We start from the raw sequence: 24344 nt of genomic DNA on the forward strand, positions 1-24344 counted from the left end.
ATCTTATTCCCGGCTGTACAATTTTATCAAATATACTGTTTTTTGTAAAGATTTTACTGTTTCTGTTTTTTCTTTTTCGTCACCAGTCCTCCGATTCTTCCGGTCTCTTTTGAAGTAAGAGATTTCCAGCCCTGGCTCAGTACCCTGTCAAGAAGTCCCAGTTCTTCCGCGACTTCATATTTTATTTTTTCTTCTGGTTCCAGATGATCCAGGTCGATCGGCCTGTCTTTCTTCTTTGCCATAATATTCCTTCTTTCTGTTTTTCAGGAGTATGGCCAGAAAGAAGACAGAATATTCACGGAAAAGGGGTCAGGCACCTTTTAAAAGGTGCCTGACCCCTTTTCCGTGAATATTCTGATAACTCTACTCCGGATTGTCCGGAATAATGATCGCCGCGATGATATATGCCAGTATCCCGCCTCCTGTGCAGCCAAACAGTATAAATACCAGACGTATAAGCGTAGGATCTATATTAAAATATTCTCCGATGCCTCCGCATACCCCACAGATCATCTTGCTCTTCCTCGACCGATATAGTCTTTTCTCATTCACAGCTAATACCTCCTACTCTCAAAATTTTCACTCAAATATGATCTCGATCCTTCCCAGACCACAGTCCGCGCGGATCCCTGTCCCGCTTCCATTGTCTATCTCCAGTTTATCGTTCAGCCCGCTGTAGGCCTCTGACCCGATCACAACCTCACCGATACCGCAGGTCACCTCATAATCATAAGTCTCAGGCTCTCCCGGGACAGTATAGAGTACTTCTCCGATATTGCAGCTAATATCTGCCTCATCATACACTTCTCCTTCCAGTATGATCTGTCCGGCTCCGCAGTCCGCTTCCAGAATATCTGCATAAAACGATGTAAGGATCCCCTGCCCTGCCCCAACATCGACAGAAATCTCGGAAGCATCCAGCGCGTCCATCTGAATAAATCCCGCTCCCGCATGGGCGGAAACTTTTTCAAATGAAGCATCCGCAGGAACACTGACACGGATCAATCCGGTATCATTTGTATTCCATTTCCCATGGCTCTCCATTTCAACCTTAAGCTTTTCGTCCTCCCGAAAGACCGCCACGTCATCCTGCAGATCCTCTCTCAGTTCGGAAATATCTACAATGATCTTCTCCCCGTCATAAGCCTGAACACTCAAACCGGCAGCCGCAATATCAAAATCCATCTCTGAGATATCTTCATAGGCGGTCACCGTAGTTCCATTGGGTTCTCCCGGCACATATCCAGAATCCGGATCTCCATCGTTTGCGATATCTCCCCCATCAGACATCGCTATCGTACTTTCAGAACTCCCAAGGCCAAGCCGGTTCAGCCAGGAACTTACAATCCGTTCGTCTTCTCTGCTGCTTAGATCTGTCAGGCCTCCCATTACAATCCCGGCAGCCGTCAGAAAGATCCCCGCCGCGGCCAGCGCGGCGACCACAATCCAGAATACCTTCCATTTCCTGCTCATTCTCTGTTACACCGCCTTTCCATAAAACGGACGTCTGCAAAGGTTCACGAAACCTCTGATCATCGCCGGATATACCAGGATGCAGAGCTTTACTGTTCCGACTGTCGCGGCAAGTCCCACCGCAAATAACAGAAGTCCCACTCCTGTAACAATCATTGCCGCCGGAGGGATCACAAACAGGGCGATTCCCATTCCTGCTACCGCCACCCCCGCGATCATAATGCATACAGCCGCGATCACAAGTCCTGCAAAAAAGCATACGACTGAGGCAACAATACCCAGCACGATACCGGCCGCGCCCAGAGAAACAGGCCACACAGCGATCACGATCAGCACAATAAGAAGCAGTTTCACTTTTCCGCTGGTCCATGGCCTTGAGTCCTCCTCGCTTTTTTCTTTCTTACAGCCGGAAGTCTTCCCATACTTTTCCATACAATTTTTCTGGTCAAATTCTGATTCATTGAACTCCGTTCCATAGTAGTCCGATTTGATCGACTCGGCCACCTTTCTGGGGCTTCCCAGTTCCCGGAGTACATCCGCTTCCTTTTCCTCCCCGGCGTCGGCAAAATAATCTGCATAATACTGAACCGCCGCGCGCCGCTCTTCCTCCGGCATATCCGCCAGCAGTCTTTCTAGTTCAGCTAAAAATCCAATACGGTTCATGCAGTCACACCTCCCTCAAATATTGCGTTGATCTTATGAGTATATGTCTTCCATTCTGATTTATACAGATTCAGCTGCGCCATCCCCTGGGATGTCACTTTATAGTATCTTCTGTTCCTGCCGTCAAACTGTCTGTCATATACTTCCAGACATTCATCTTTCTGAAGCCTGCGCAGGACCGGATACAACGTCGATTCTGACACATCAATGACTTTACGCACATCCTGAGTAATGCGGTAGCCGTAGGTTCCCTCATCCTCCCGGGAGACAACAGCAAGCACAATGGCATCCAGAAGTGCCGCGCCCGTGTTAAATATCATCCAATCACCCTTTCTGCACAATACCGGAAGCACTGTATTGTGCTGTTTTCTATATTATATTTTATATAATATAGAGTGTCAATATAATATTACTTAAGTTATATAAAACTGTTTCTTAAGACTTTCCAAAGATCTGCTCCAAACCCTTTTGTCTGGCTCAAGTTATAAAAAGAAGCGCTCTGTCACAGCGCTTCTCAGTCAGACGCCTGCCGGCATCTGCAAATATTTTTTAAATCCTGTGTCAACCTTTTTCCTTATGGCGCAACATTCTTACACACCTTTCAGCATGGCTTCAAACCGCTCCATGGCTTCTTTCGTCTTTTCATGAGTGCCGAATGAAGTCAGTCGAAAATGGTATTTGCCATTCACGCCAAAGCCCGCGCCCGGAGTTCCGACCACCTGAGCCTTCTCCAGAAGACGGTCAAAAAATTGCCAGGAATCCATTCCGTCCGGGCATTTAAACCAAATATACGGGGAATTCACCCCTCCGGTAAATGGAATATGATTCCTTCGGAGCGTATCGGCAATCACAGCCGCATTCTCCATATAATACGAAATATTTTCCATGCACTCCTTCATGCCTTTCTCGGTAAGCACAGAAGCCGCGGCATACTGGATAATGTAAGGTGTCCCATTAAACTTGGTAGACTGTCTTCTGTTCCACATATCATGCAGGCTCATTTCCTCTCCAGCAGAAGAAGGGAAAGTCAGTGCTTTCGGTACCACTGTATAGGAGAAACGGGTTCCTGTAAATCCGGCTGTTTTTGAGAGAGAGCAGAATTCAATGGCACATTTTTCCGCCCCCTTCACCGCATAGATACTGCGGGGCAGATCCGTTTCAGAGACAAAGGCCTCATAAGCGGAGTCGAATAAGATCACTGCCTTATTTCTGAGCGCGTAATCTACCCAGGCCTGCAGCTGTTCTTTACTGTAGCACGCGCCGGTAGGATTGTTTGGTGAACACAGGTAGATCACGTCTGCTGTCACCGAATCATCCGGCATAGGAAGGAAATCATTTTCCTCTGTTCCGTTCATATATATGATCTGTTTGCCGTCCATGATATTTGTATCCACATACACCGGGTAGACCGGATCCGGCACAAGGATCACATTCTCCATGGAGAACAGTTCTGTAATATTTCCCGTGTCACTCTTGGCCCCGTCAGAAATGAATACGGAATCCGGATCTACATTCACCCCGTTTCGCGCATAATATTCAGATACCGCCCTGCGGATAAACTCATACCCCTGTTCCGGTCCGTATCCTTTAAACGTCGCCCCGTCAGCCTGCATCTCCACCGCCTCGTGGAGGGCCTCAATAGCGCTTTTCGTCAGAGGGCGGGTCACATCGCCTATTCCCAGACGGATGATCCTCTCTGCCTGTGCTGGATGTGCCTCCTCGTAGGCGCTCACTCTCCTGGCGATCTCGGCAAAGAGATAACTTTCTTTTACATTTAAATAATTTTCATTCAGTTTTACCATATTTATCCTTTTCCTTTCCCGTAAAATTACAAAAAGCGGGACTGCTCCCCCTTCCCGCCCCATTGCGGTACCGTGGGAGTATCAGAACCCGCTCTGTTTTTCTGCACTCTATCATAACAGAAAATCTTTCTTATGAAAAGCCCTTTTTGCCCATGCTGCTTCCAGAGCCCGCTGCTTTTATCCCGCAAGTCTTATCACCGCCGCCGCGACGATCACGCAGTGTACGACCAGCATCACCGGCACTCCGATGACAAATTTCGCGGTCCTTGTCTTGTGGCGGAACATCAGCATCCCCGCCAGAGCCCCCACAGAGCCGCCTGCCAGAGTAAACAGCAGAAGGGTACGCTCGGGGATCCTCCACTTTCCTGCCTTTGCCTTCCATTTATCCATACCATACAGAATCATTGTGATCCCGTTGACCAGGATCAGATAACCGATCAGAATCTTCATACTTTGATTTCCTCCCTGAGCGTAAATGAATAGATAATCTTTTCCTTTACCGGTTTTTCTGTCAGCTGCGTCAGTGCCCTGGCATAATAATCCAGCTGGGCATGGTATTTTTCCTTCAGCTCGTCCGCGCTCTTCACCCGGTCTGTTTTATAGTCCAGCACGATCAGTCCGTCCGGTTCCTCAAAATACACGTCAATGATCCCCTGGACAAGAATTTTTTCTCCGGCATCCGCCGCCAGACTGCTCTTGGAATAAAGCTCTTCTGCATCCATGCTGAGCACAAAAGGCTGCTCTTTAAAAAGCACGCCCTTCCGGGCAGCCTTTCTCATCCGCCGGCCGCTCTCACAGCGAAGAAATTCAAGAATATCTCCAGGACGGATACACTCCGCCATCTCTCGCGGAATCCTGCCGGCTCTTAAGAGATCTTCCACTGCTTCTGGCAGACTTGTCTCATCATAATCAACAGTAAAATCCAGCAGTTCCAGCAATTTATGATAGGCACTTCCCCGAGATGCCCCTGTAAGTTCCTCTTCCCTCTGCAGAAAGCCCGGCAAAAGGGGAACGGTCTCTGGTTCCCTGTACATCTCTTCTCCGGCCTCCTCAGACAAAACAGAATGTTTTTTCAGCTCGGAAACTGTAAATTTCAGCTTCATGCTTTCCTGGGCCGCATAAGGATACACATAATCCATCTGCTCTGTCAGCTGTTTTTCAAGTTCAGGCACAAAAGTTTTTTTCACATCCCAGTGCGTCAGCACATCCAGCGCCACCTGCTCCGTAGTCCGCTCCACCGCTTTTCCGGCCTCCAGATCCTTTCCTGTAAAAAAGCGGACATCAACCGGAGCATCCTGCCTGATCGTCCCGGTCCCCTCTGACAGCAGGGCCGGCAGCACCCAGTCCAGATACGTTCTGGCGCCTGCTGTACGGAACTCTCCTCTCTCTCCGATCACGGCCTCGGCTTCCCTGTGGTCCGCGCAGCCTGTCAGAATCAGCTTTTCTTTCGCGCGAGTCATGGCCACATAGAGGATCCTCATCTCTTCGGACAGCGTCTCCAGACAGGACTCCTCCCGGATGATCTTTTTCAAAAATGTAGGCGTCTTGGTCCTCCGTTCCAGATCGATATGATCCAGCCCGGCCCCCCACTCCGGATGAAGGATCACACTTCCCTTCGTATCCTGCATATTGAATCTCTTTCCCAGCCCTGCCACAAATACCACCGGGAACTCCAGGCCCTTGCTTTTATGGATACTCATAATGCGGACCGTGTCCGCCTGTTCGTCAAAAATCCCCGCCTCTCCGTAGTCCACATCATATTTTTTGAGCTGTTCGATATAGCGCACAAAATGAAACAGCCCTTTGTAACTTGTCTTTTCGAAAGCCGCTGCCTTTTCCTCCAGCATTTCCACATTTGCCATGCGCTGAGCTCCCCCTGGCATGGCTGTGATATAAATGTCAAATCCTGTTGTCTCTATGATCTCTGTCAACAGTTCATGAACAGGTGTATAAGATACCCTCTCACGGAAATACGATATCCGGCAAAGTACATTGCGAAGCTGCTCCTGCCTGCGGATTCCCCCTCCATCTGCCGGATGGTACTCCGGCGCCGCATACTCTGTAACAGCCTGATAAAAAGGCAGATCGGGAAACGCAATCCTTATCTCCGCCAGATCTTCCGCGCTCATATTCCCAAAAGGCGAAGTCAGCACCGCGGTCAGGGGAAGATCCTGTCTGAAATTATCCAGAAGTTTCAGATAGTCCAGAAGAACACTCACCTCATAAGTCTCGAAATATCCTTCCCGGCTCACCGAATGTGCCGGAATCCCTTCTTCTGTTAATACAGACGTAAAATCCTCTGCCCATCCTTTCACGCTTCTGGTCAGGATCACAATATCACGGTACCGGATCTTTCGGTACGTTCCACTGTCTCTGTCTACTACGGCGCCATTCTGCATCAACTCCCGGATCCGCCCGGCGATCATACGGGCCTCCGGCTTTCGGCTGCTCTCCTGTCCCTTCCCCTCTTGTACTTGGCTCACCTCTTCCGTATCCGGACAGTACAAAAGCAGTTCTGTCCGGTCTGTAAATTCCGGAAATGCCTCTGCGTCCAAAAAAGGAGGAAACTGAGCTCCGGGATATAGGGCCGCGCTGTCATCATATTCGATCCCGCCTAACTCCCTGGCCATAATCTGGCGGAAAATATAGTTGACACTGTTAAGAACCTCGGGACGGCTGCGGAAATTTTTGTGCAGGTCGATCCTCTGGGTCTCACTGTCTGTGAGGCTGTAAGTCTCATACTTCTCCATGAAAAGCTCCGGCCGGGAAAGCCGGAAACTGTAGATACTCTGCTTCACATCTCCCACCATAAAGATATTATTCCTGCCCCGGCTCATCCTGGAAACACTGTTCAAAATCGACTCCTGGACCAGATTGCTGTCCTGATATTCATCGATCATCACTTCTTCAAAACGTTCCTGATACTCTGCCGCCACAGTGGAAGGTACCAGCCTGCCATCCTGTTCCTCTGTCAGAATCGCAAGAGCAAACTGTTCCATGTCACTAAAATCAATCAGATTTCTGCTCTGCTTTCTGTCCCTCAACATGTCTGAAAATCTCTTTACCAGTCTGGAGAGCATTTCCATGGACGGACATGTCTTTTCCATCTCCTTTTGCCACTCTTTACGGGGCGCATAAAAATAGGACTCTCTCATATCCTGGAACAGCTTTTTTACCTGTTCCCGAAGTCTTTTTACCTGTTCTTTCTTTTCAGCGGATACTGTCTCATCTTTTTTGGGGGAAAGACGTTTCCAGACAAAGCCCTGGACCAGTTCATACATCCTGTCAAGATCTTCTGCCTCTTTCAGCCTCTCCATGCCCTCCAGATCCGATTCCAGCATATCTCCATACATATAAGGTCCATCCGGCGCTTCACACATCCGGCGGCCTTTTTCCAGCATGCGGCACATGTCTTCCATGCGCATCCGCGCCTGGCACACAGCCCTGGACGCCAGATCAAGGCGGGTTTCTTCTGTGCCGTACCGATATGCGTCCACACAGGAATCCAGCCATTTCTCAGGCTGGGGATAGCTCCGGGAATATTCGTACAGTTTCAGGATCAGCTCCCCGGCTTTCCTGTCGCTTCTGCCGCTCCCATACCGGTCCACAAAAGCAAGGAATTCTTTATCGCCTTCTGCATAGCAGTCTTCCAGAAGTTCATCCAGGACATCCTCTTTCAGAAGCTTTAATTCCCCTTCCTCAGCAATCCGGAAACCCGGATCGATACCGATCACATGAAAATGATCCCGGATGACCGAAAGGCAGAAACTGTGGATGGTCGTAATAGCGGCGCTGTGGATCAGAGTAGCCTGCTGCTCCAGATGTCCGTTCTCCGGGTGCTCTTCCAGCTTTCTCTCCAGAGCCTCCCGGATTCTTTCCTTCATCTCAGACGCGGCCGCCTCTGTAAATGTCACGATCAACAGCTGATCCACACTGACCGGGTGTTCTTCTGTCAGCCGTCGGATGATACGCTCAACCAAAACCGCTGTTTTCCCCGAACCGGCTGCCGCGGAGACCAGGATATTACGATTCCGGGTCTCTATGACTTTTCTCTGCTCCTGCGTCCACTCTACGCTCATTTCCATTCACCTCCTCTGCCATCTTATCCACCGCTTCCTCCAGGGAAAATTTCTCAAGCCTTTTAAAGGAATATCCGCTGATCCGCTGATCAAACCCGCAGATATCATGGTACACACAGTAATCGCACCCGGAGGCCTCTCCCAACTGGTATGGATCTGCCTGGACTTTTCCCTGATACATTTCTTCTTTCAGACTTTGTTCCTTGTCTTTTGCATACTCCAGCACTGTCTCAAACAGCTCTCCCGGAAGCGCACGGGAGTTCCTGCTCAGAGTTCCGTCTTTATTCCTTCCAAAGGGGAACAGCACGGAAGATCCTAAGAGATCTCTCTCCAGATGAGAGAGCACCCTCTCATCGCTGTTGACAATACCATCCAGCCTCAATTCTTTTAAAATATTGTTTTCCACCGCTTCATCACTGTCGGCCTCGGGAACAACCGGATCCTGGATTTTATAATAAAAGATGCCCGCGGGGACGATCTCCTTTCCCGGATGCCTCTCTTTTTCCACGCCGAGCGCCGCGTTCAGATACACAGGAAGCTGCATCTGGAGCCCATGGTAGAGCGCGGTGATGTCAAAGCTCTTCATCCCGGTCTTATAATCTGTCACTTTTACATAAACATGTTCCTCATCCTCACAAGTATCGATCCGGTCGATCTTTCCGCTCCCGAATTTCATCTCATACCCGCTTGGCACAAAATCTCCTTTTTCCATCTGCCTGGTAAGCGCCCACACAGATCTGCTGATAAGCCTTCGGATCCGCTGGATCATATATTCATTGCGCGCAGAGCTGAATAAAACCGTATTGCCATAATCGATCACACTCTCCTCTACGCTCTCCTCGATCAGTTCCTTCCTTTTTTCATCCGGCATATCCGTCCATTTCAGCCCCTCCCTGTCTGCCTTTCTGGAAAATCTCTCCAACGACTGATGAGCGATATTTCCCAGATCCAGAGCCTGAAAATTGTATTCTTCCCGCTTTGCAAGCCGAAGTCCATACGCTAGGAAATGTGCATAGGCGCAGGAGGCGAACTGTTCCAGCCGTGTCACGCTGACACGGTCCCGGTCCGGGTAAAGCTTTTCCGCCCGTTCTGCTCCCAGCCTGCCGCTGTCTCTCTGTAAAAAAGCCGCATGTAAAACAGCTTCTATACGCTCCCGGCTTTTTTCATCTGACAAAAACCAGGTATACAATTCCTTCCACTCTTCACTGATCCCGGCATGGCGCTCTCTAAGCCCTTCTGCCACTTTCAGGATCCCTGTCTTTCTTGTTATCTCCTGCTCCGCGAACTTCCGATTCTCCTCATCGTAGGGGGATACATCCGGGAAAAGGCGGCAGATATCCTGTACAAGATACGCAGGCCGTAAAGTTTTTCCGTCACCGGACACTTTTGCCCAGGATATCGACAGACTTTCTGTGGGTTTCGTCAGGTTCATATACAGATAAAATTTCTGAGTGTATATCTTTTCTTTCGGCCCGGGTGCCAGTATAATGTCTTCCTTTTTAAACACCTCTCTGTCCCGCTCTGACAGAAACCCCGAAGCCCCTGTATTTCCCGGAAGAAGCGTATCATTCGCGCCCACAAAGAACAGAGCCTTGATATTTTTGATCCTGGTACGCTCTACATCTCCGATCACCACTTGATCCAGACTGGGCGGTATCACTCCTACCTTTGCCTCTTCCAGTCCGGCATCCAGAAGATCACAATATTCTTTCAGAGAAACCCGCTCGTCACCCAGAAGCTTCACAAATTTATCAAACAGTTCCAGCACGATACGGTAAATCTGGGCGTATTCTTTTGCAAGAGCCAGCTCAGAAGCTGCCTGAAATCCCTGTTCCATCTCTGCCAGTCTCTCCTGCAGTTTCTCCCGGGCAATATACTCATAGACAGCAAGGGTCACATCCTTCACTGTCTTGCTCCTCTGTTTTAGGATCTGCACAAGACCGTCTGTCTTCTCCACGAATCTTACACGAAGATGATTAAGCTCATCCAGTTCTTCCTCCGTCATCCCGGAAGTTTTTCTGACCCAGGCCTGCTGCCATTTCCTGTATCCTTTGTTGCCCAACGCCAGGCAGTAGTTTTCCAGCCTGTCTGTCTCTTCTCTGGAAAACCCGCACAGACCTGTACGCAGATAGCGGAATACGCTCTCATAAGTAAAATTCTGCTCTGCCATCCCCAGAAGACTGCGCAGATACTCCACAAACGCGTTCTGGAGGATGCTTTTCTTATAGTCCATAAAAACCGGAATATCAAATGTCCGGCAGGCCTTCTCCAGAGGATCCGCGTATGTTTCCATATCGGAGGCAATCACCGCAATATCCCGGTACCGGTATCCCTTTTCCCGGACCATCCTGCGAATACTCCCGGCTACATATCTGGCTTCCTGAGCCGGATTTCTCGCCTCGTGAAGAGAAATCCCAAAAGCTTCCCCCTCTTTCCCGTGGTATTCTCTCCTGGAATAGCGGAACAGCTCGGATTCCAGAAATGCCATGGCAGGATTTTCCCGGAAACGATAAGGCGGCCTGGCATATAAACAGATCGGTTCCTCCACCGTTGTTCCTGCTTCCCGGGCAATCTTTATCAGTGTCGTTGTCATCTGCTTGCTCAGGGCAAACAGCTGATAAGGAGTTGTATAGACAAACGGATCCTCCCTTCCGTCCATCTCCACAGTAATCATGACCTTGTCGCACACTTTCAGCAATTCTTTCAGCAGGCGGTCCTGCACCGGAGTAAAACCTGTAAAACCGTCCATCGCGATCACACTGCCTTTTAAAATATCCGACCTGGGAACTGCGCTGCAAAGTACATCCAGCATCTCTTCTTTGGTAATATATTTATCACTCAGATATTCCTCAAAATCTTGATAAAGCCTCCGGATATCCTTTAACTTGAAATAAAGGAAACTTTCTTCGCTCATTGTGTCCAAAAAGCGGTCCAGGCAGTCAAGGTCCACTCCATACTGGGTAAACTCAGATATCACTGATTTTACTTCACTGATATATCCTTGTTTTTTCAGATTTCCCTTAAGAACAGACAAATCCTCCTCACATTTCCCGGCGATCTTGCGGAGGATCAGATTCTTTCCCTCGTCGTCCAGCACCGGCCGGTCATCCTGTCCTACTTCTTCAAAAATGCGGTGAGCCAGACGCCCGAAGCTTAAGACATCGATATTCATGATCCCTCCCCTGGGATGCATCAGACAAAGATCTTTCTGTGTCTGCATGGTAAACTGCTCCGGCACAAGGACCAAATAATTCTTCTTAGGATGCCGAATAGATTCTTCGATTATGCTCTTATACAGGCAGTAAGACTTCCCGCTGCCTGAATTTCCAAAAATAAACTGCAGTGACATACCCATCCTCCTGTATGCTTGACCGAATCGATCCACTGTCCCGGTCTCCAAGCCAGCGCAGAGTTCCCCGCGCGGTCATCGTATATTATATCATAAAACCCTTTCTGCGTTCAGATAAATCTGACCCGGTCCACAGGCATTGACATTTTCCTCCTCTTCTGGTATTCTCTTTCCAGAATAAGGGAGCGCAGATGCCGCCTCCTGCAGGATTGGAGCTGAAAAGATGATTATTACTTTCCGCTGATATATAGAAAGACGTGACAAATGGAGCCGACTTTTAAAATTTTGCGTATAGCTGTCTTGGAGGGACGGTCCGTTTTGTCATGCACGCAGGAAAGTATTTTCATCTTTTGATCCATACTCAATACAACTGGCCGGCTTGACGGACAGAGACCGGGATTTCCTTCTCTGTCTCGTCACAAGAAGCATAAAACGTATGGAAGATATAAGACCGCGGAAATTACTTTCCCGCGGTCTCTTTTTATCTTTTTTGTTGTATATCCAGAAAGAGCTGTTTCATTTACTTGGAGGGAAATGCCTATGTCGCTTATACAGATCGATCACTTAAATTTTACTTATGACGGGAGCTTTGATCCCGTGTTTGAAAATGTAACTTTCCAGATCGACACAGACTGGAAACTGGGGTTCATCGGAAGAAACGGGAAGGGAAAAACTACATTTTTAAAACTTCTGATGAACCAATATGCCTACAGCGGATCCATAACTGCGTCTGTAGAATTTGAATATTTCCCGTTTACGGTAAAAGATCCCGGCCTTATGACATACGAGATCCTCGACCGCGTAAATCCGGTCATGGAACAATGGGAGGTGATCCGGGAACTGAACCTGCTGGATGCGGATCCGGAAATCCTGTACCGTCCTTTTAACAGTTTAAGCTTCGGAGAACAGACAAAAACGCTTCTGGCCGCGCTCTTCTTAAAAGAGCATGCCTTTCTTCTGATCGATGAACCGACCAACCATCTGGACATCCTGGCCCGGGAAAAAGTGGCGGACTATCTGTCCCGGAAGAAAGGATTTATCCTGGTATCCCATGACCGGGATTTTATCGACCGGTGTGTGGATCACGTACTGGTCCTGAACCGCAGGACCATCGAAGTGCGGAAAGGGAATTTTTCTTCCTGGTATGCGGACAAAACCGCAAGGGACGCGCTGGAGCAGAAACAGAACCTGCGTCTGAAGAAGGACATTCACAAGCTAAAAGAATCCGCGCGCCAGGCAGCCCGGTGGTCCGATCAGGTGGAGAATACCAAGACCGGCACCCGGATCGCCGGGCTTCGCCCGGACCGGGGACACATCGGACACCAGGCCGCAAAAATGATGAAACGGGCGAAATCTCTGGAACATCGCAGGGAACATGCTGTCCGAGAAAAAGAAACGCTCCTCAAAGATGTAGAATCCATCGAGCGTTTAAAGATCAACGTACTGGAATATCACAGCCGCAGACTCATATCCATGAAAGACATTACCATCGATTATGGTTCTGTCCGAAGTGCCACCCCTCTGCCGGAACATTTTGATCTGGAAATCTTAAAAGGTGACCGGATCGCTCTTTCTGGGAAAAATGGCTGTGGAAAGTCCAGCCTGATCCGCCTCATCCTGGGTGAAGACGTTCCCCATACAGGAGAGCTGTACCGGGCGGGCGGGTTAAAGATCTCCTATATCTCTCAGGATACCTCCCGGCTGAAAGGGGATCTGTCCTCATTTGCGTTACAGTATGGGATCGATGACGCACTTTTTCGCACTGTGCTGAAGAAATTGGGGCTGGAACGCGTCCAGTTCGAAAAAAGAATAGAAGAATACAGTGAAGGACAAAAAAAGAAAGTACTGCTGGCAGGCTCTCTCTGCACACCCGCGCACCTCTTCCTCTGGGATGAACCTCTGAACTTTATCGATATCTTTACCCGAATCCAGCTGGAAGACCTGATTCTGGACTTTCAGCCCACCATGGTCTTCGTAGAGCATGACCAGGCTTTCCGGAAAAAAGCAGCCACCCGAGAGATCCATCTGGACCTGCGGGAAAATATGCAGTAAGCTGCGTTTATACCGCGTCAAAGACTGAAACAGACGGCAGATCATCCGCCCGCCTCTTGGCAGGAAACAAGTACCGGCGGAAACGATCTGCCGTCCAGCAGGATATCGCAGGACTCTTTTATACAAAACGCGTCAAAATAGGCCTCTTCCCTCGGGATCCATTCATGGATAAACCGGGACAGCATACGGTCACCGCTGCGCTTTTGGATCCTGGTCTTCTGCTCCTGTCTGTCGATGTCCATAAAGATCTTCAGGTCATAAACACCGCAAAACCTTGGATGACAGCTGTACACTCCCTCTATCACGATCAACGGCCGCTCCTGGATCCTCACAGTTTTGGACAGCCGCTTAAGCGAACAGTCATACCGCCGGTACTCAAACCACTCTTTTCCTTCTCTCAGCGGCCTGATGACCTCTTCCTCAAATCTTTCATAATCAATGTTACCGCCGGCCTCGGACAAACGCTCTTCTGTCCGTTGTTCCGGACGGAGAAAAAAGTCATCCATGTGTATCACACTGCACGGATATGTATCAGAAAGACGCCGGGAGAGCGTGCTTTTCCCGCTCCCGCAGCGTCCATCCAATGCGATGACCAGAGGTCTTTTTCTTTTCATTTGGTTCTCAATAATTTCAAAAAAATCCATGATTTTTATTTCACCAGATCCAGAAGTGCGCTCTTCGGGATCGCACCGATCTGCTTACCGGAAATCTCGCCGTTCTTAAAAGCGATAAAAGTAGGGATGCTCATAACCCCATAGCGCTGGGCGATCTCCATATTCTCGTCAATGTTGATCTTGCACACCTTCACTCCTGCCGCTTCATTCGCGACTTCTTCTACAACAGGCGCCATCATTTTGCAGGGTCCGCACCAGTCTGCGTAAAAGTCTACCAGCACCGGCTGCTCCGCCTGTAATACTTCCTGATCAAAATTGTCTGTCGTCAGTTTCACTGCTGCCATAATTTATATCCTCCTTTTTGTCTGCATTTTATTATCTGTATCTGATAGTATAACTATAACCTGATCTTCTCTGTTATTCCGTGACAAAATCACAGACTGCCGATTAAATCTTCCCAAGAGCTGCCGCATCCAGGATTTCGATCCTGCCTCTGGTGACTTTCACCAGCCCGTCTGTCTGAAACTGCCGGAGAATCCTCGTCACGACCTCCCTTGCTGTTCCCGCATCCCGCGCCAGAGCCTCATGTGTAATCTCCAGCACATCGGCCTGTTCCAGCGCCCTGTGTTCGATAAGAGCCCCCGCGATCCGGGAAGCCACATTTGAGAACACGAACTGATTAAACAGCCACATAATATCTGAAAACTTCTCCGATATCATCTCTGTCGTATAATCCTTCACCGCCGCGCTTTCATCATACAGTCTGCGGTAAATCTTCTTCGGTATCGTATAGATCTGTGAATCTGTCTCCATCTCCATGTCCAGCTCCACATCCATGCCGCTCAGCATACAGGCAGCGCTCAGAATACTCACATCTCCTTCCAGCAGGCGGAACAGCGTAATATCTCCTCCGCCCGGAGATGTGATGAACACGCGTGCCCGGCCAGAACCGATGATCTGCACCCCGGCGCATTCGCCGCCGCCAAAATGGAGCCTTGTCTTCTTCGGACAGAAATTTCTGAGTGTATTCTCCTGTATCTGTCTCTGCTGTTCTTCTGTCAGACTGTCCCAGAAGGGAAACACCTCATCAAATTTCAGGCTCATCAAGATCATACCACCTTTTTCTGTCCGTCGGCCTGCCAGCCGCGCCATTCCTCATGAGTAGGCCCGGGGCCAAAATTTTTATCGATCAGTCCGCAATATTCCTCAAAAGCCCTGATCCCCGAGAAACGCTCCTTAAGAACATCTCTCACGCTCTTATAATACCATGCCAGGGCAGCCTTGCTCTGCATGCGGAAACGGGTCCACAGAGCCTCTCCGGCCACAGGATAGTCCCGGTCGATGTCCCGCATATTTGACAGCTTGTCCGCAAGTCCGATCATCTGTACTTCCGGCGGGCCTTCTTTCAGCCTCCGGATGGTAGCCCCCTTGCGTTCCTCCCAGGTCAGTGACTTATCTTCACTCTCCTGTGCCACAATATCCGCGACCCGTCTGCCAAAGCGGAGCCTCAGGATATCCCATGTGATACCACGGCAGTCCTCAATGGTATCATGAAGCACGGCCGCGCAGATCACTTCTTCATCCTTTGTCATGGTCGACACAATATCAGCCACTTCGATCGGGTGGACAATATAGGGCCGTCTTGTCCCTTTACGGAACTGTCCTTCATGTGCTTTTGTCGCAAACTCAATGGCATCGTCTATCATGAGCTACCCCTCCACAAATATCCTGTTGACATTACCAATTGTAACATATGGCACAGGACAAGTACAGGTCAAAGTCAGAATTTTATTTGCCTGTTCCTCCTGGCCCTGGTTCATGCTATACTGTATGTACAGCATGGCGGATTTCCTGTATTTCCGGATATTTCAGCCAAGATCTGAGGCCGGCCTGCAAGCCGGCAGAAAGGTGTCCTTAAATGAGCAGAAAAAATGTCCTTATAACCGGTTCTTCCAGAGGCATCGGACGCTCCTGCGCTCTTGCCTTCGCGCAGGCCGGGTACCATGTTTTCCTGAACTGCAGGGAGTCTGTTGATCAATTGAGAATTACAGAACAAAAGATCCTGGCTTTCGGCGGTTCTTGTGCCCTCCTCCCCGGAGATGTGACAGACCCGGAAGCCGTCCGTTCCATGTTCCGTCAGATCACGGTATCATGCGGCGGTCTCGATGTTCTTATAAACAACGCAGGCATCGCTCACTTTGGTCTGCTCAGTGATATGTCCGACCGGGAATGGAGAAGAATCATTGATACCAATCTTTCTTCTGCCTTTTTCTGCTGCCGTGCCGCTATTCCTCATATGGTAGCAGAAAAACAGGGAAAGATCATCAATATTTCTTCCATCTGGGGAACTTCCGGCGCTTCCTGCGAAGCTGCCTATTCTGCTTCCAAAGCAGGGCTCAACGGGTTAACAAGAGCGCTGGCCAAAGAACTGGCGCCCAGCAATATCCAGGTAAACGCGGTTTCCTGCGGAGTGATCGACACAGAAATGAATGCCCGCCTGGATCAGGAGGAACGCCTGGTCCTGGAAGAAGAGATCCCGGCAGGGCGGTTCGGGACTCCCGAAGAAGTGGCAGAACTGGTCCTGAAGCTTGCCGACGCTCCCCCCTATATGACTGGCCAGATCATCGGTCTTGATGGGGGTTTTATATAAAGAAATCTTTATATGACAAAAGGACAGGAAAGCTTCCTGTCCTATACATTTCCATACAGATCTCTGGGCACATATGCCTTTATCCGGATTCCTTCCGGGACATATTCTTCTGACAACAGCTGCCCTCTGCCCCGGATAGCCTGGACTTTTCCGGCCTCGGAGAAATCATACAGCCGCTCAATATAGATCTGATCCCGCCGGATGATCTCCAGGAGTACTTTTTTCAATTCTTCTGTCCCCTGTCCCGTCTTCGCGGAAAACAAGACAGATCGATCCGCGCGAAAATCCCTGCAGTCCGATTTGGCCTCCGGTCTGTCCTGCTTGTTAAACAGCGTGACCACCGGCCGGCCCTCCACGCCCAGCTGACGCAAGGTGTCATAGACCACATGCATCTGGGTCTCCATCTGAGGATTGGAAGCATCGACTACATGAATGATGATATCCGCGTCCTTCACCTCTTCCAGCGTACTCCTGAATGCCTCTACCAGATGATGCGGAAGCTTGCGGATAAATCCTACAGTATCAGTCAGCAGGATCTCCTGGGTGTTGTCAAGCTTCAAAGACCGGGTGGTCGTATCCAATGTGGAAAACAGCATATCATCCTCCAGAATATCCGCCCCGGTAAGCGCGTTCTCAATGCTGCTCTTCCCCGCCGATGTATATCCTACAAGAGCCGCCACCTGCAGCCCGGACTGTCTCCTCCTGCCCCGGATCAGTTCCCGGTGTTTTTCTACATCTTTTAATTCCTGCTTCAGTCTGCTGATCCTTTCCCTGATCAGCCGCCTGTCTGTCTCAAGCTTTTTCTCCCCCGGTCCACGGGTACTGATGCCGCCTCCCAGCCGGGACAATGATCGTCCCAGACCGGTCAGGCGGGATGCCCGGTACCGCAGCTGAGCCAGTTCCACCTGTATCTTGCCCTCTCCTGACAGGGCCCTTGCCGCAAAAATATCCAGGATCAGCAGAGTCCGGTCTATGATCTTGCAGGAAAGCTCCTCTTCCAGAGCTTTCATCTGCGCGCTGGTCAGTTCATCATCACAGATGATTCCTGTCGCGTCCATCTCCCAGATCAGATCCTTTAATTCCAGAAGTTTTCCTTTCCCGATATAGGTCGCCGGGTGGACACTCTCCCGCGACTGTATCAGTCTTCCGGCCACATTGGCTCCTGCTGTCCTGGCAAGTTCCGACAGTTCATCCAGAGACCGCTCGGTCCTTTCCTGGCCTTCTGTATCGACCGCTACAAGGATCACCGTCTCACGGATCGTTTCCATCTCATACATCATATTGTCTTACCGCGTTTTCAAAAAATCCATTTCTCTCTGAACCGCCTCATCATCCGGGTATTCTGACAGATACTCTTCTGCTTTCTGTCTGGCATTCTCCCAGTCCGCCAGCTGTTCATAACAGATAATCTCATTATACTTCATTTCCCGTATCATATCCCCATCCGCGGCCTCTTCGTCAGATGCCGCGTCGATCAGGGCAAGTCCGGCCTGGAAAGATTCCAGAGCTCCTTCATAATCTCCGGTCCGCATCCCGCAGATTCCCATGAGATTATAAAGCTGTACCGTCTGTTCTGCCCCATTATCTACAGCTTTCTGAAATGCATCCAGAGCGGAAGTATAATCCTCCATTTCATAATATGCTATTCCCTGCCCCCGGAAGCCTTCCGCCGCCTTCTCCTTGTCTTCGCTTTCCGATGCCTTCTGGAACTGTTCCAGTGCCTCTTCATACTGTCCGTTTTCCAGAGCCTTAGTCCCTTCTCTTTCCGGGTTGGCGCATCCTCCGGCCGCCAGGAGGACAAACACACATACTACGGCCGCCTTGACTATTTTTTTCATTCTTGTCATCATTTATACTCCATGTTCCGGATATTTCATCATCCAGAAAGAATTTAAAATATTGATCAGCATGACCACCATATCCGCGATAATGGCGTTCTGCATTGTCACAAATCCAAAGAAGGCCATCACGATCAGAAGTACTTTCATGCCGATGGCAAAAATCATGTTCTGCCGCACAGACCGCAAAGTCGCACGGGCAATGCGGATCGCGTTGATGATCCGGGACGGCTCATCCTCCATCAGGATGATGTCGGCCGCCTCCAGGGCAGCATCTGCCCCCAGCCCGCCCATAGCGATACCGATATCCGCAAGAGCCAGCACAGGAGCGTCATTGATCCCGTCACCCACAAATGCGAGTTTTTCTCCCTCCATCTGGTTCTCACGGAACTCTTCCAGCAGAGCCACTTTATCTTCCGGCATCAGCTCTGCGTACACGCTCTCGATCCTCAGCTTTCCTGCCACTGCCTCCGCCGCTTCTTCATTATCTCCTGTCAGCATGACTGTAGACAGATCTCTTCGGTGCATCCAGGAGATCAGTCTTCCCGCGTCTTCCCGTATTACATCTGAGATCAGGATATAGCCCGCGTATTCGCCGTCCACAGCTACATGCACCGCGGTCCCCGCCTCTGATGCAGGCTGATAGAAAATTCCCTGCCGGTTCATCAGTCTTGTATTTCCTACATATACTTCCCGGCCGTCTACATATGCGCGCACTCCATAGCCTGGCTGTTCTTCTATTCCTTCCACTCTGGATTTCTCCGGCTTTCGCCCGTAAGCCTCCTGCAAAGACAGGGCAATCGGATGCGTGGAATAAGACTCTGCAAGAGCAGACAGCTCCAGAAGTCTTATTTCTTCCATTCCCCGCGGCACGATCTTTCTCACATGGAATACACCTTCTGTGAGAGTCCCTGTTTTGTCAAATACAAAGGTGTCCACCTGTGTCAGCTCTTCCAGAAACGCGCTGCCCTTAATGAGGACTCCCTGCTTTGAGGCCGCTCCGATCCCGCCTAAAAACGCCATCGGAATTGACACCATCAGACCACATGGGCATGCGGCCACAAGAATGATCAGCCCTCTGTAGATCCACTCTGCTTTTGCCTCCACGAATATCATAGGCGGAAGGATGACAGTAAGCAGCGCGATCAATATCACCAGCGGAGTGTAATACCGGGTAAACTTGTCCGCAAAATGAACGCTGTCCGACTTTTTCTCATTTGCCTCCTCCACGAGCCGCATGATCCTGGCCGCGGTTGAGTCCTGATACAGTCTGATGACTCTGGCCTCCAGCACGCCATTCAGATTAATGCTGCCACTGTACAGCCGGTCACCGGTCCTGACTGCCTTGGGTTCCGACTCCCCGGTCAAAGCCTTCATATCCACCGTGCCCGTCCCCGCGGTCACCACAGCGTCAACCGGGATTTTCTCTCCGGGGCGAAGTACGATCACCTGTTTCAGCTGAAGTTCCTGAGGTGGTACGATCTTCTCTGTATTTCCCACTTTCAGATTGGCATATTCCGGCCGGATATCGATGAATTTTGCAATAGATTTCTTCGTCCTGCTCAGGGACAGCTGTTCTATCAGCTTTCCTACCTGATAGAACAGCATCGCTGCCACAGCTTCTTTATGCTTTCCTACAAAAAAGGCACCCGCAGTGGCTATGATCATCAACAGATTCTCGTCAAGAAACCTGCCCTTGAGGATCTTTTTCACCTGTTCCCAGTATGTAGTAAATGAAAGAGCCGCGTATGCCAGAAAAAACAGCACTGTCTCCACTGTTCCGGCCACATTTCCATAAGATGTAACGGCCCATGCGATGATATAGAGCAGAACCCCTGCTCCGATCTCTATCTCCTTTTTCCTCGCCTCTGCTGTCATTTTTTGTTCCTTCAGCTTTCCTTTTTCTCCCTCTCGATCAGAAATACCTGATACTGCCGGCACCGGCAGTGCCGGGCATCCGTTTCTCATCTCATATACAGTATAGCGAAAAGAATCTGAAGCATCAATATCTTTTGCTGTTTCCCTCACAATATTAAGGAAAAATTATGAACTGTCTCATTCCATGATCCTTACTTGGATCTGCTCCATGATCCTGCCGATAGGCGCTGCGACAGAAAGCTCCGCCTGTACTGTTTTGGCAGTTTCTGATTTATTGATCACCACCAGATGCCTGCCGCGGAAATAATCGATAAATCCCGCCGCCGGATAAACCACCAGGGAGGTCCCTCCGATGATCAGCGTGTCTGCCCTGCCGATCGCCTGAACCGCTCCCTGAATTGTCTCCGGATCCAATCCCTCCTCGTAGAGCACCACGTCCGGCTTGATCAGTCCGCCACACGTGCATCGGGGAACACCGGCAGATTCTTTGACATACCGGGCATCATAAAATTTTCCGCATTTCATACAGTAATTCCTGTGAATACTGCCGTGAAGCTCATAGACCTTTCTGCTTCCCGCCGCCTGATGAAGCCCGTCAATGTTCTGGGTCACCACCGCGGTCAGTTTTCCGGCTTTCTCCAGTTCGGCCAGTTTTCTGTGGGCCGGATTGGGTTTTGCGTCAAGCATCATCATCTTCTCTTTATAAAACTTATAAAATTCTTCCGGATACTGTATGAAAAAACTGTGGCTGACAATCTGTTCCGGAGAATATTTATAAGCCTGATGATAAATGCCGTCGGCGCTCCTGAAATCCGGAATGCCGCTCTCTGTAGAAACTCCTGCCCCGCCGAAAAAAACAATCCTGTCACTGTCATCAATGATCCGCTGTAACTGTTCCGTTTCTCTTTCAAACATAAGATTCACCTCTGTCTTTCTGTTCGCAGGTTTCTCAGTCTGCCCGCAGATGACCTTTCTCTACATGCTTTTCCATGATCTCCAGCATCTTCTCCCACACAATCTGTGAGGTTTCCGGAATACGTTTATTCCGCCCGCATACCTGAGATCTGCGCACCCCATGTTCCTCCCAGCTTTTCCCGTCTGAAGCGTCATTCAAAAGAAGCGGCTGGAAATTATCCAGCAGATGAGCAAATTTTGCGTCCGGAGTCTGATACTCCTCAAATTCGTCCCAGAGCTCACGGAACCGGCTCTCCTGGTCCTGCGGAAGGATACCGAAAATACGCTCCGCGGCCTTTACTTCCCGCTCCCGTTTCGTAGCCGCTCCCGCTGTATCGTAAGCGTAAGTATCTCCGGCGTCGATCTCCACAAGGTCATGGATCAGCACCATGATCATTACCTTCTCCAGATCCACTTCTTCCTCCATATGCTCTTTCAGAAGTACCGCCGCCAGAGCCAGATGCCAGGAATGTTCCGCGTCATTTTCCTTCCGTCTGCCATCCGCCAGATACGACTGCCGGAAAATATTCTTTACTTTGTCCACTTCAATGAGAAACCGGATCTGCTGTTCAAACCGTACTCTCTGCGTTTCTTTTTTTTCTTCCGTGATATTTTCTTCCATCACACATCATCCTTTCCTGTCTGAGGCTGTCATTTTCTATTTTCTATTGTAGCACAGATCCTCTGACGCGTGCGCAGATTCCATATAATCCTGCCATGTTCAAAGTAAAAAAGCCCTCTGTCCGGAAAACCTTTCCGTACAGAGGGTCTTTTCGATTTTACAGATCAACCTTGCCAGTTGTGTCACCGTTTACCACATAGTAAGCAGCTGACTCTTCCGGTTTCAGATAAATCTTGACATCTTTCATGTCACCGACTTTGTTCTTCAGCACTTTTGTCCAGATTTCCTTTACTTTCTGAAGGATTTCTTTCTCTGTGTACTCCTTGCCCGCAAACTGCAGGAACATCTCCGTCTTCAGCTCTGCTTTCTTCGCAGCTGTCTTTCTGGCCGCCGGCTTCTTCGCTGCCGGCTTTTTGGCAGCTGTCTTCTTCGCTGCCGGCGCTTTCTTCTCTTCTGCTGTCTTCTCTGCTGGTGTATCTACTAAAACTGCCGCTTTTGTCTCAAGCTTCTTCGTTGTGTCCTTCTTTGTTTCAATCGCTTTCGCCGCCTCTGCCTTAACAGTCTTCTCCGGTGCTTTTACCGGCTCAGCCTTAACGGCTTTGGCTGTCTCTTTCTTCGCAGCTGCCGCTTTTGTTGTTGCATTTGTTTTCTTTACTGCCATACTTGTTCCCTCCTAAATATTACACACAAGTATTTCCGGCCCGGCATTCGTATGCTGCCGGTGCCCTTTCATATTCATCCCTCGAAGTTCCATAGGGATTGTACTCCATTTTTTAAAAAAGGTCAAATTTTTTTAACTGTCGCCGTCAGACTGATCATCTTCCTTCGCTGATTTTATTTTTTTAATTTCTGTTCCGGGCAATATCCTCTGAAAAATTCGGACAGCCCGTTCAGAGTCTTGACCAGGATCGGGATCTCCTCTTCGCTGAGACTGGCAAGCACCGCTTCGGTCATCTGGCGGTGGTATTCTCGATGATGCTCATATGCCCTGACTCCTTTTTCTGTCAGTTTCAGAAAAATGACCCTCCTGTCCTCCTCACTTCTATGCCTGGTTACATACTTTTTGTTTACCAGTGCGTTTATAGCCGTGGTCAGGGAGCCCGCTGTGATCCCCATCCGCTTTGCCACCGCGGACATTGTATTTTCCCCGGTCAGGCCGACTGCCTCGATGATATGCATATCATTGTTCGTGATATCTCTGAATTCCTCTGTGATGATCGCCTCTTCTTCCAGTTTCCAGATCTCGTTGAACAAATTCACGAGAATATCATTGATGGTCTCATATGGGCTCATCCGATGTCTCCTTTCTGTCAGGCGAACAGCGCCTGCACAACTTCTCTGACTGTCTCGATCCGCTCCGCCTTCCATGCTTTCGCGCCGCAGAAGAGGAGCCCTTTCTCTATATTTCCCCTGACCGCTTCGATCAGGCTGTCTGTGATACAGTATGGTATTTCTGACGGAGAACATTTCGCAAGACATCTGTGGCACGGGCTGTGGGGGATCCTGCCGCCTTCCATCACCGTCTCCATCAAAGGATTCATGATCGCGCGCCCCGGCATCCCTACCGGACTTTTTACGATCCTGATATCCTCCTGTGACGCCTGGATATATGCCTCTTTATACCGGATATCCGCATCACATTCTTCCGTGGTGACAAACCGTGTCGCGACCTGGACACCATCGGCACCCAAAGCCATGACTTTCCTTACATCTCTGCTGTCGTAGATGCCGCCTGCCACCACTACAGGGATCTCTTTGCCGTATTTCTCCGCATAAGTCCTGACGGCCCGGATGATCTTCATGATCTCCAGGTCATAGCTTTCTTCCGTATAAGCAGAAAGTTCTTCCACCTTAAAGCCGAGATGTCCTCCCGCCTCCGGGCCTTCTATCACCACCAGATCTGCCGTCCTTTTGTACTTTCTGTCCCAGTACTTCAGAATGACATTCGCGGATTTCTCAGTGGAAACAATAGGTGCAATCTTTGTATCGCTTCCTTCGGTCAGAGCAGGAAGATCCGTAGGCAGTCCGGCTCCTGAAATGATAAGATCCGCTCCCGCCTTCACGGCAGCTTTCACATGCGCGGCATGTTCTTTTAATGCTGTCATTATATTATAACCGATAATTCCTTCAGAAGAAATCTCTCTTGCCTTTTTCATTTCATCTGCGATGGCCCTTATATTTGCCGCGGCCGGATCCTGGTCAAAATCCTTTTCCCTGTAACCGATCTGAGCGGTAGATATAATCCCCACACCGCCTTCTTTTGCCACTGTTCCCGCAAGGCGGCCCAGACTCACACCGACTCCCATACCGCCCTGGATAACAGGAAATCTGGTGAGTTTTTCGCCTATTTTCAGATTTTTCATACCTCTC

At 49.7% G+C, this 24344-nt stretch carries 23 protein-coding genes; 2 read left to right on the forward strand and 21 right to left on the reverse strand.

Translation table 11 applies throughout. The features are described from left to right. Positions 1-53: 53 nt before the first annotated feature. The 9 genes from BQ7367_RS01275 to BQ7367_RS01315 all read right to left on the reverse strand — a co-directional run bounded on the left by BQ7367_RS01275 (position 54) and on the right by BQ7367_RS01315 (position 11366). A complete protein-coding gene (locus tag BQ7367_RS01275) occupies positions 54-242 on the reverse strand; it encodes an alpha/beta-type small acid-soluble spore protein (protein ID WP_072523809.1) in 189 nt (62 codons plus the stop codon). Positions 243-363: 121 nt separating this feature from the next. Beyond that, entirely contained in the window at positions 364-552 is a 189-nt protein-coding gene (locus tag BQ7367_RS01280) for a PspC domain-containing protein (protein ID WP_072523810.1), read from the reverse strand. A gap of 27 nt (positions 553-579) precedes the next feature. Further along, a complete protein-coding gene (locus tag BQ7367_RS01285) occupies positions 580-1473 on the reverse strand; it encodes a DUF4097 family beta strand repeat-containing protein (protein WP_072523811.1) in 894 nt (297 codons plus the stop codon). Positions 1474-1479: 6 nt separating this feature from the next. Then, entirely contained in the window at positions 1480-2136 is a 657-nt protein-coding gene (locus tag BQ7367_RS01290; RefSeq protein ID WP_072523812.1) for a DUF1700 domain-containing protein, read from the reverse strand. Continuing rightward, on the reverse strand, positions 2133-2456 hold the full coding sequence (locus tag BQ7367_RS01295; protein ID WP_072523813.1) for a PadR family transcriptional regulator: 324 nt from the start codon (positions 2454-2456) through the stop codon (positions 2133-2135). The genes BQ7367_RS01290 and BQ7367_RS01295 overlap by 4 nt, the downstream gene beginning before the upstream one ends. Before the next feature lie 270 nt (positions 2457-2726). Then, complete coding sequence (locus BQ7367_RS01300; RefSeq protein ID WP_072523814.1) at positions 2727-3938, reverse strand: LL-diaminopimelate aminotransferase; 1212 nt, start codon at positions 3936-3938, stop codon at positions 2727-2729. A 177-nt stretch (positions 3939-4115) separates the two neighbouring features. Then, complete coding sequence (locus BQ7367_RS01305) at positions 4116-4388, reverse strand: DUF1294 domain-containing protein (RefSeq protein ID WP_072523815.1); 273 nt, start codon at positions 4386-4388, stop codon at positions 4116-4118. Then, positions 4385-8017 carry a helicase-exonuclease AddAB subunit AddA gene (gene addA, locus BQ7367_RS01310; RefSeq protein WP_072523816.1) on the reverse strand — a complete coding sequence of 1211 codons (3633 nt, stop codon included), beginning with the start codon at positions 8015-8017 and terminating at the stop codon, positions 4385-4387. The genes BQ7367_RS01305 and addA overlap by 4 nt, the downstream gene beginning before the upstream one ends. Beyond that, positions 7962-11366, reverse strand: a complete 3405-nt coding sequence (locus BQ7367_RS01315; protein ID WP_072523817.1) for a PD-(D/E)XK nuclease family protein — start codon at positions 11364-11366, stop codon at positions 7962-7964. Before BQ7367_RS01315 ends, addA begins: the two co-directional genes overlap by 56 nt. Positions 11367-11906: 540 nt before the next feature. On the opposite strand from BQ7367_RS01315, the gene abc-f reads away from it, so the two are divergent. Next, positions 11907-13418, forward strand: a complete 1512-nt coding sequence (abc-f, locus tag BQ7367_RS01320; RefSeq protein WP_072523818.1) for a ribosomal protection-like ABC-F family protein — start codon at positions 11907-11909, stop codon at positions 13416-13418. A 41-nt stretch (positions 13419-13459) separates the two neighbouring features. Here abc-f and BQ7367_RS01325 read toward each other — a convergent pair whose 3' ends face one another. The 4 genes from BQ7367_RS01325 to BQ7367_RS01340 all read right to left on the reverse strand — a co-directional run bounded on the left by BQ7367_RS01325 (position 13460) and on the right by BQ7367_RS01340 (position 15738). Then, positions 13460-14032: a uridine kinase family protein gene (locus tag BQ7367_RS01325; RefSeq protein WP_159431606.1), complete on the reverse strand. Its 573-nt coding sequence runs from the start codon at positions 14030-14032 to the stop codon at positions 13460-13462. A gap of 35 nt (positions 14033-14067) precedes the next feature. Then, positions 14068-14376, reverse strand: a complete 309-nt coding sequence (gene trxA, locus BQ7367_RS01330) for a thioredoxin (protein WP_072523820.1) — start codon at positions 14374-14376, stop codon at positions 14068-14070. 103 nt (positions 14377-14479) lie between these two features. Beyond that, positions 14480-15136 carry a Crp/Fnr family transcriptional regulator gene (locus tag BQ7367_RS01335; RefSeq protein ID WP_072523909.1) on the reverse strand — a complete coding sequence of 219 codons (657 nt, stop codon included), beginning with the start codon at positions 15134-15136 and terminating at the stop codon, positions 14480-14482. 5 nt (positions 15137-15141) lie between these two features. Next, positions 15142-15738, reverse strand: a complete 597-nt coding sequence (locus BQ7367_RS01340) for an HD domain-containing protein (protein ID WP_072523821.1) — start codon at positions 15736-15738, stop codon at positions 15142-15144. 212 nt (positions 15739-15950) lie between these two features. On the opposite strand from BQ7367_RS01340, the gene ymfI reads away from it, so the two are divergent. Next, positions 15951-16682, forward strand: a complete 732-nt coding sequence (gene ymfI, locus BQ7367_RS01345) for an elongation factor P 5-aminopentanone reductase (protein WP_072523822.1) — start codon at positions 15951-15953, stop codon at positions 16680-16682. Positions 16683-16723: 41 nt separating this feature from the next. On the opposite strand, the gene hflX is transcribed toward ymfI, so the two are convergent. From hflX to BQ7367_RS01385, 8 genes are all read right to left on the reverse strand, one after another. Continuing rightward, entirely contained in the window at positions 16724-17959 is a 1236-nt protein-coding gene (hflX, locus tag BQ7367_RS01350) for a GTPase HflX (protein WP_072523910.1), read from the reverse strand. Between the two features lie 9 nt (positions 17960-17968). Further along, complete coding sequence (locus BQ7367_RS01355) at positions 17969-18532, reverse strand: tetratricopeptide repeat protein (RefSeq protein WP_235837515.1); 564 nt, start codon at positions 18530-18532, stop codon at positions 17969-17971. Beyond that, a complete protein-coding gene (locus BQ7367_RS01360; RefSeq protein ID WP_442855324.1) occupies positions 18533-20548 on the reverse strand; it encodes a heavy metal translocating P-type ATPase in 2016 nt (671 codons plus the stop codon). It abuts the gene before it with no gap. A 27-nt stretch (positions 20549-20575) separates the two neighbouring features. Next, entirely contained in the window at positions 20576-21313 is a 738-nt protein-coding gene (locus BQ7367_RS01365; RefSeq protein ID WP_072523823.1) for an NAD-dependent protein deacylase, read from the reverse strand. A 34-nt stretch (positions 21314-21347) separates the two neighbouring features. Beyond that, a complete protein-coding gene (locus BQ7367_RS01370) occupies positions 21348-21974 on the reverse strand; it encodes an HD domain-containing protein (protein WP_072523824.1) in 627 nt (208 codons plus the stop codon). A 157-nt stretch (positions 21975-22131) separates the two neighbouring features. Further along, positions 22132-22635, reverse strand: a complete 504-nt coding sequence (locus BQ7367_RS01375; RefSeq protein WP_072523825.1) for a DUF6465 family protein — start codon at positions 22633-22635, stop codon at positions 22132-22134. Between the two features lie 173 nt (positions 22636-22808). Continuing rightward, the gene (locus BQ7367_RS01380) at positions 22809-23267 is read right to left on the reverse strand and encodes a MarR family winged helix-turn-helix transcriptional regulator (RefSeq protein WP_072523826.1); all 459 of its coding nucleotides are present in this window, start codon (positions 23265-23267) and stop codon (positions 22809-22811) included. Positions 23268-23284: 17 nt separating this feature from the next. Further along, on the reverse strand, positions 23285-24337 hold the full coding sequence (locus BQ7367_RS01385; RefSeq protein ID WP_072523827.1) for an NAD(P)H-dependent flavin oxidoreductase: 1053 nt from the start codon (positions 24335-24337) through the stop codon (positions 23285-23287). Between the last annotated feature and the right edge of the window lie 7 nt (positions 24338-24344).

Origin of the sequence: Clostridium sp. Marseille-P3244 (assembly GCF_900120155.1) — a bacterium.
Classification (GTDB): Bacteria; Bacillota; Clostridia; order Lachnospirales; family Lachnospiraceae; genus Mediterraneibacter.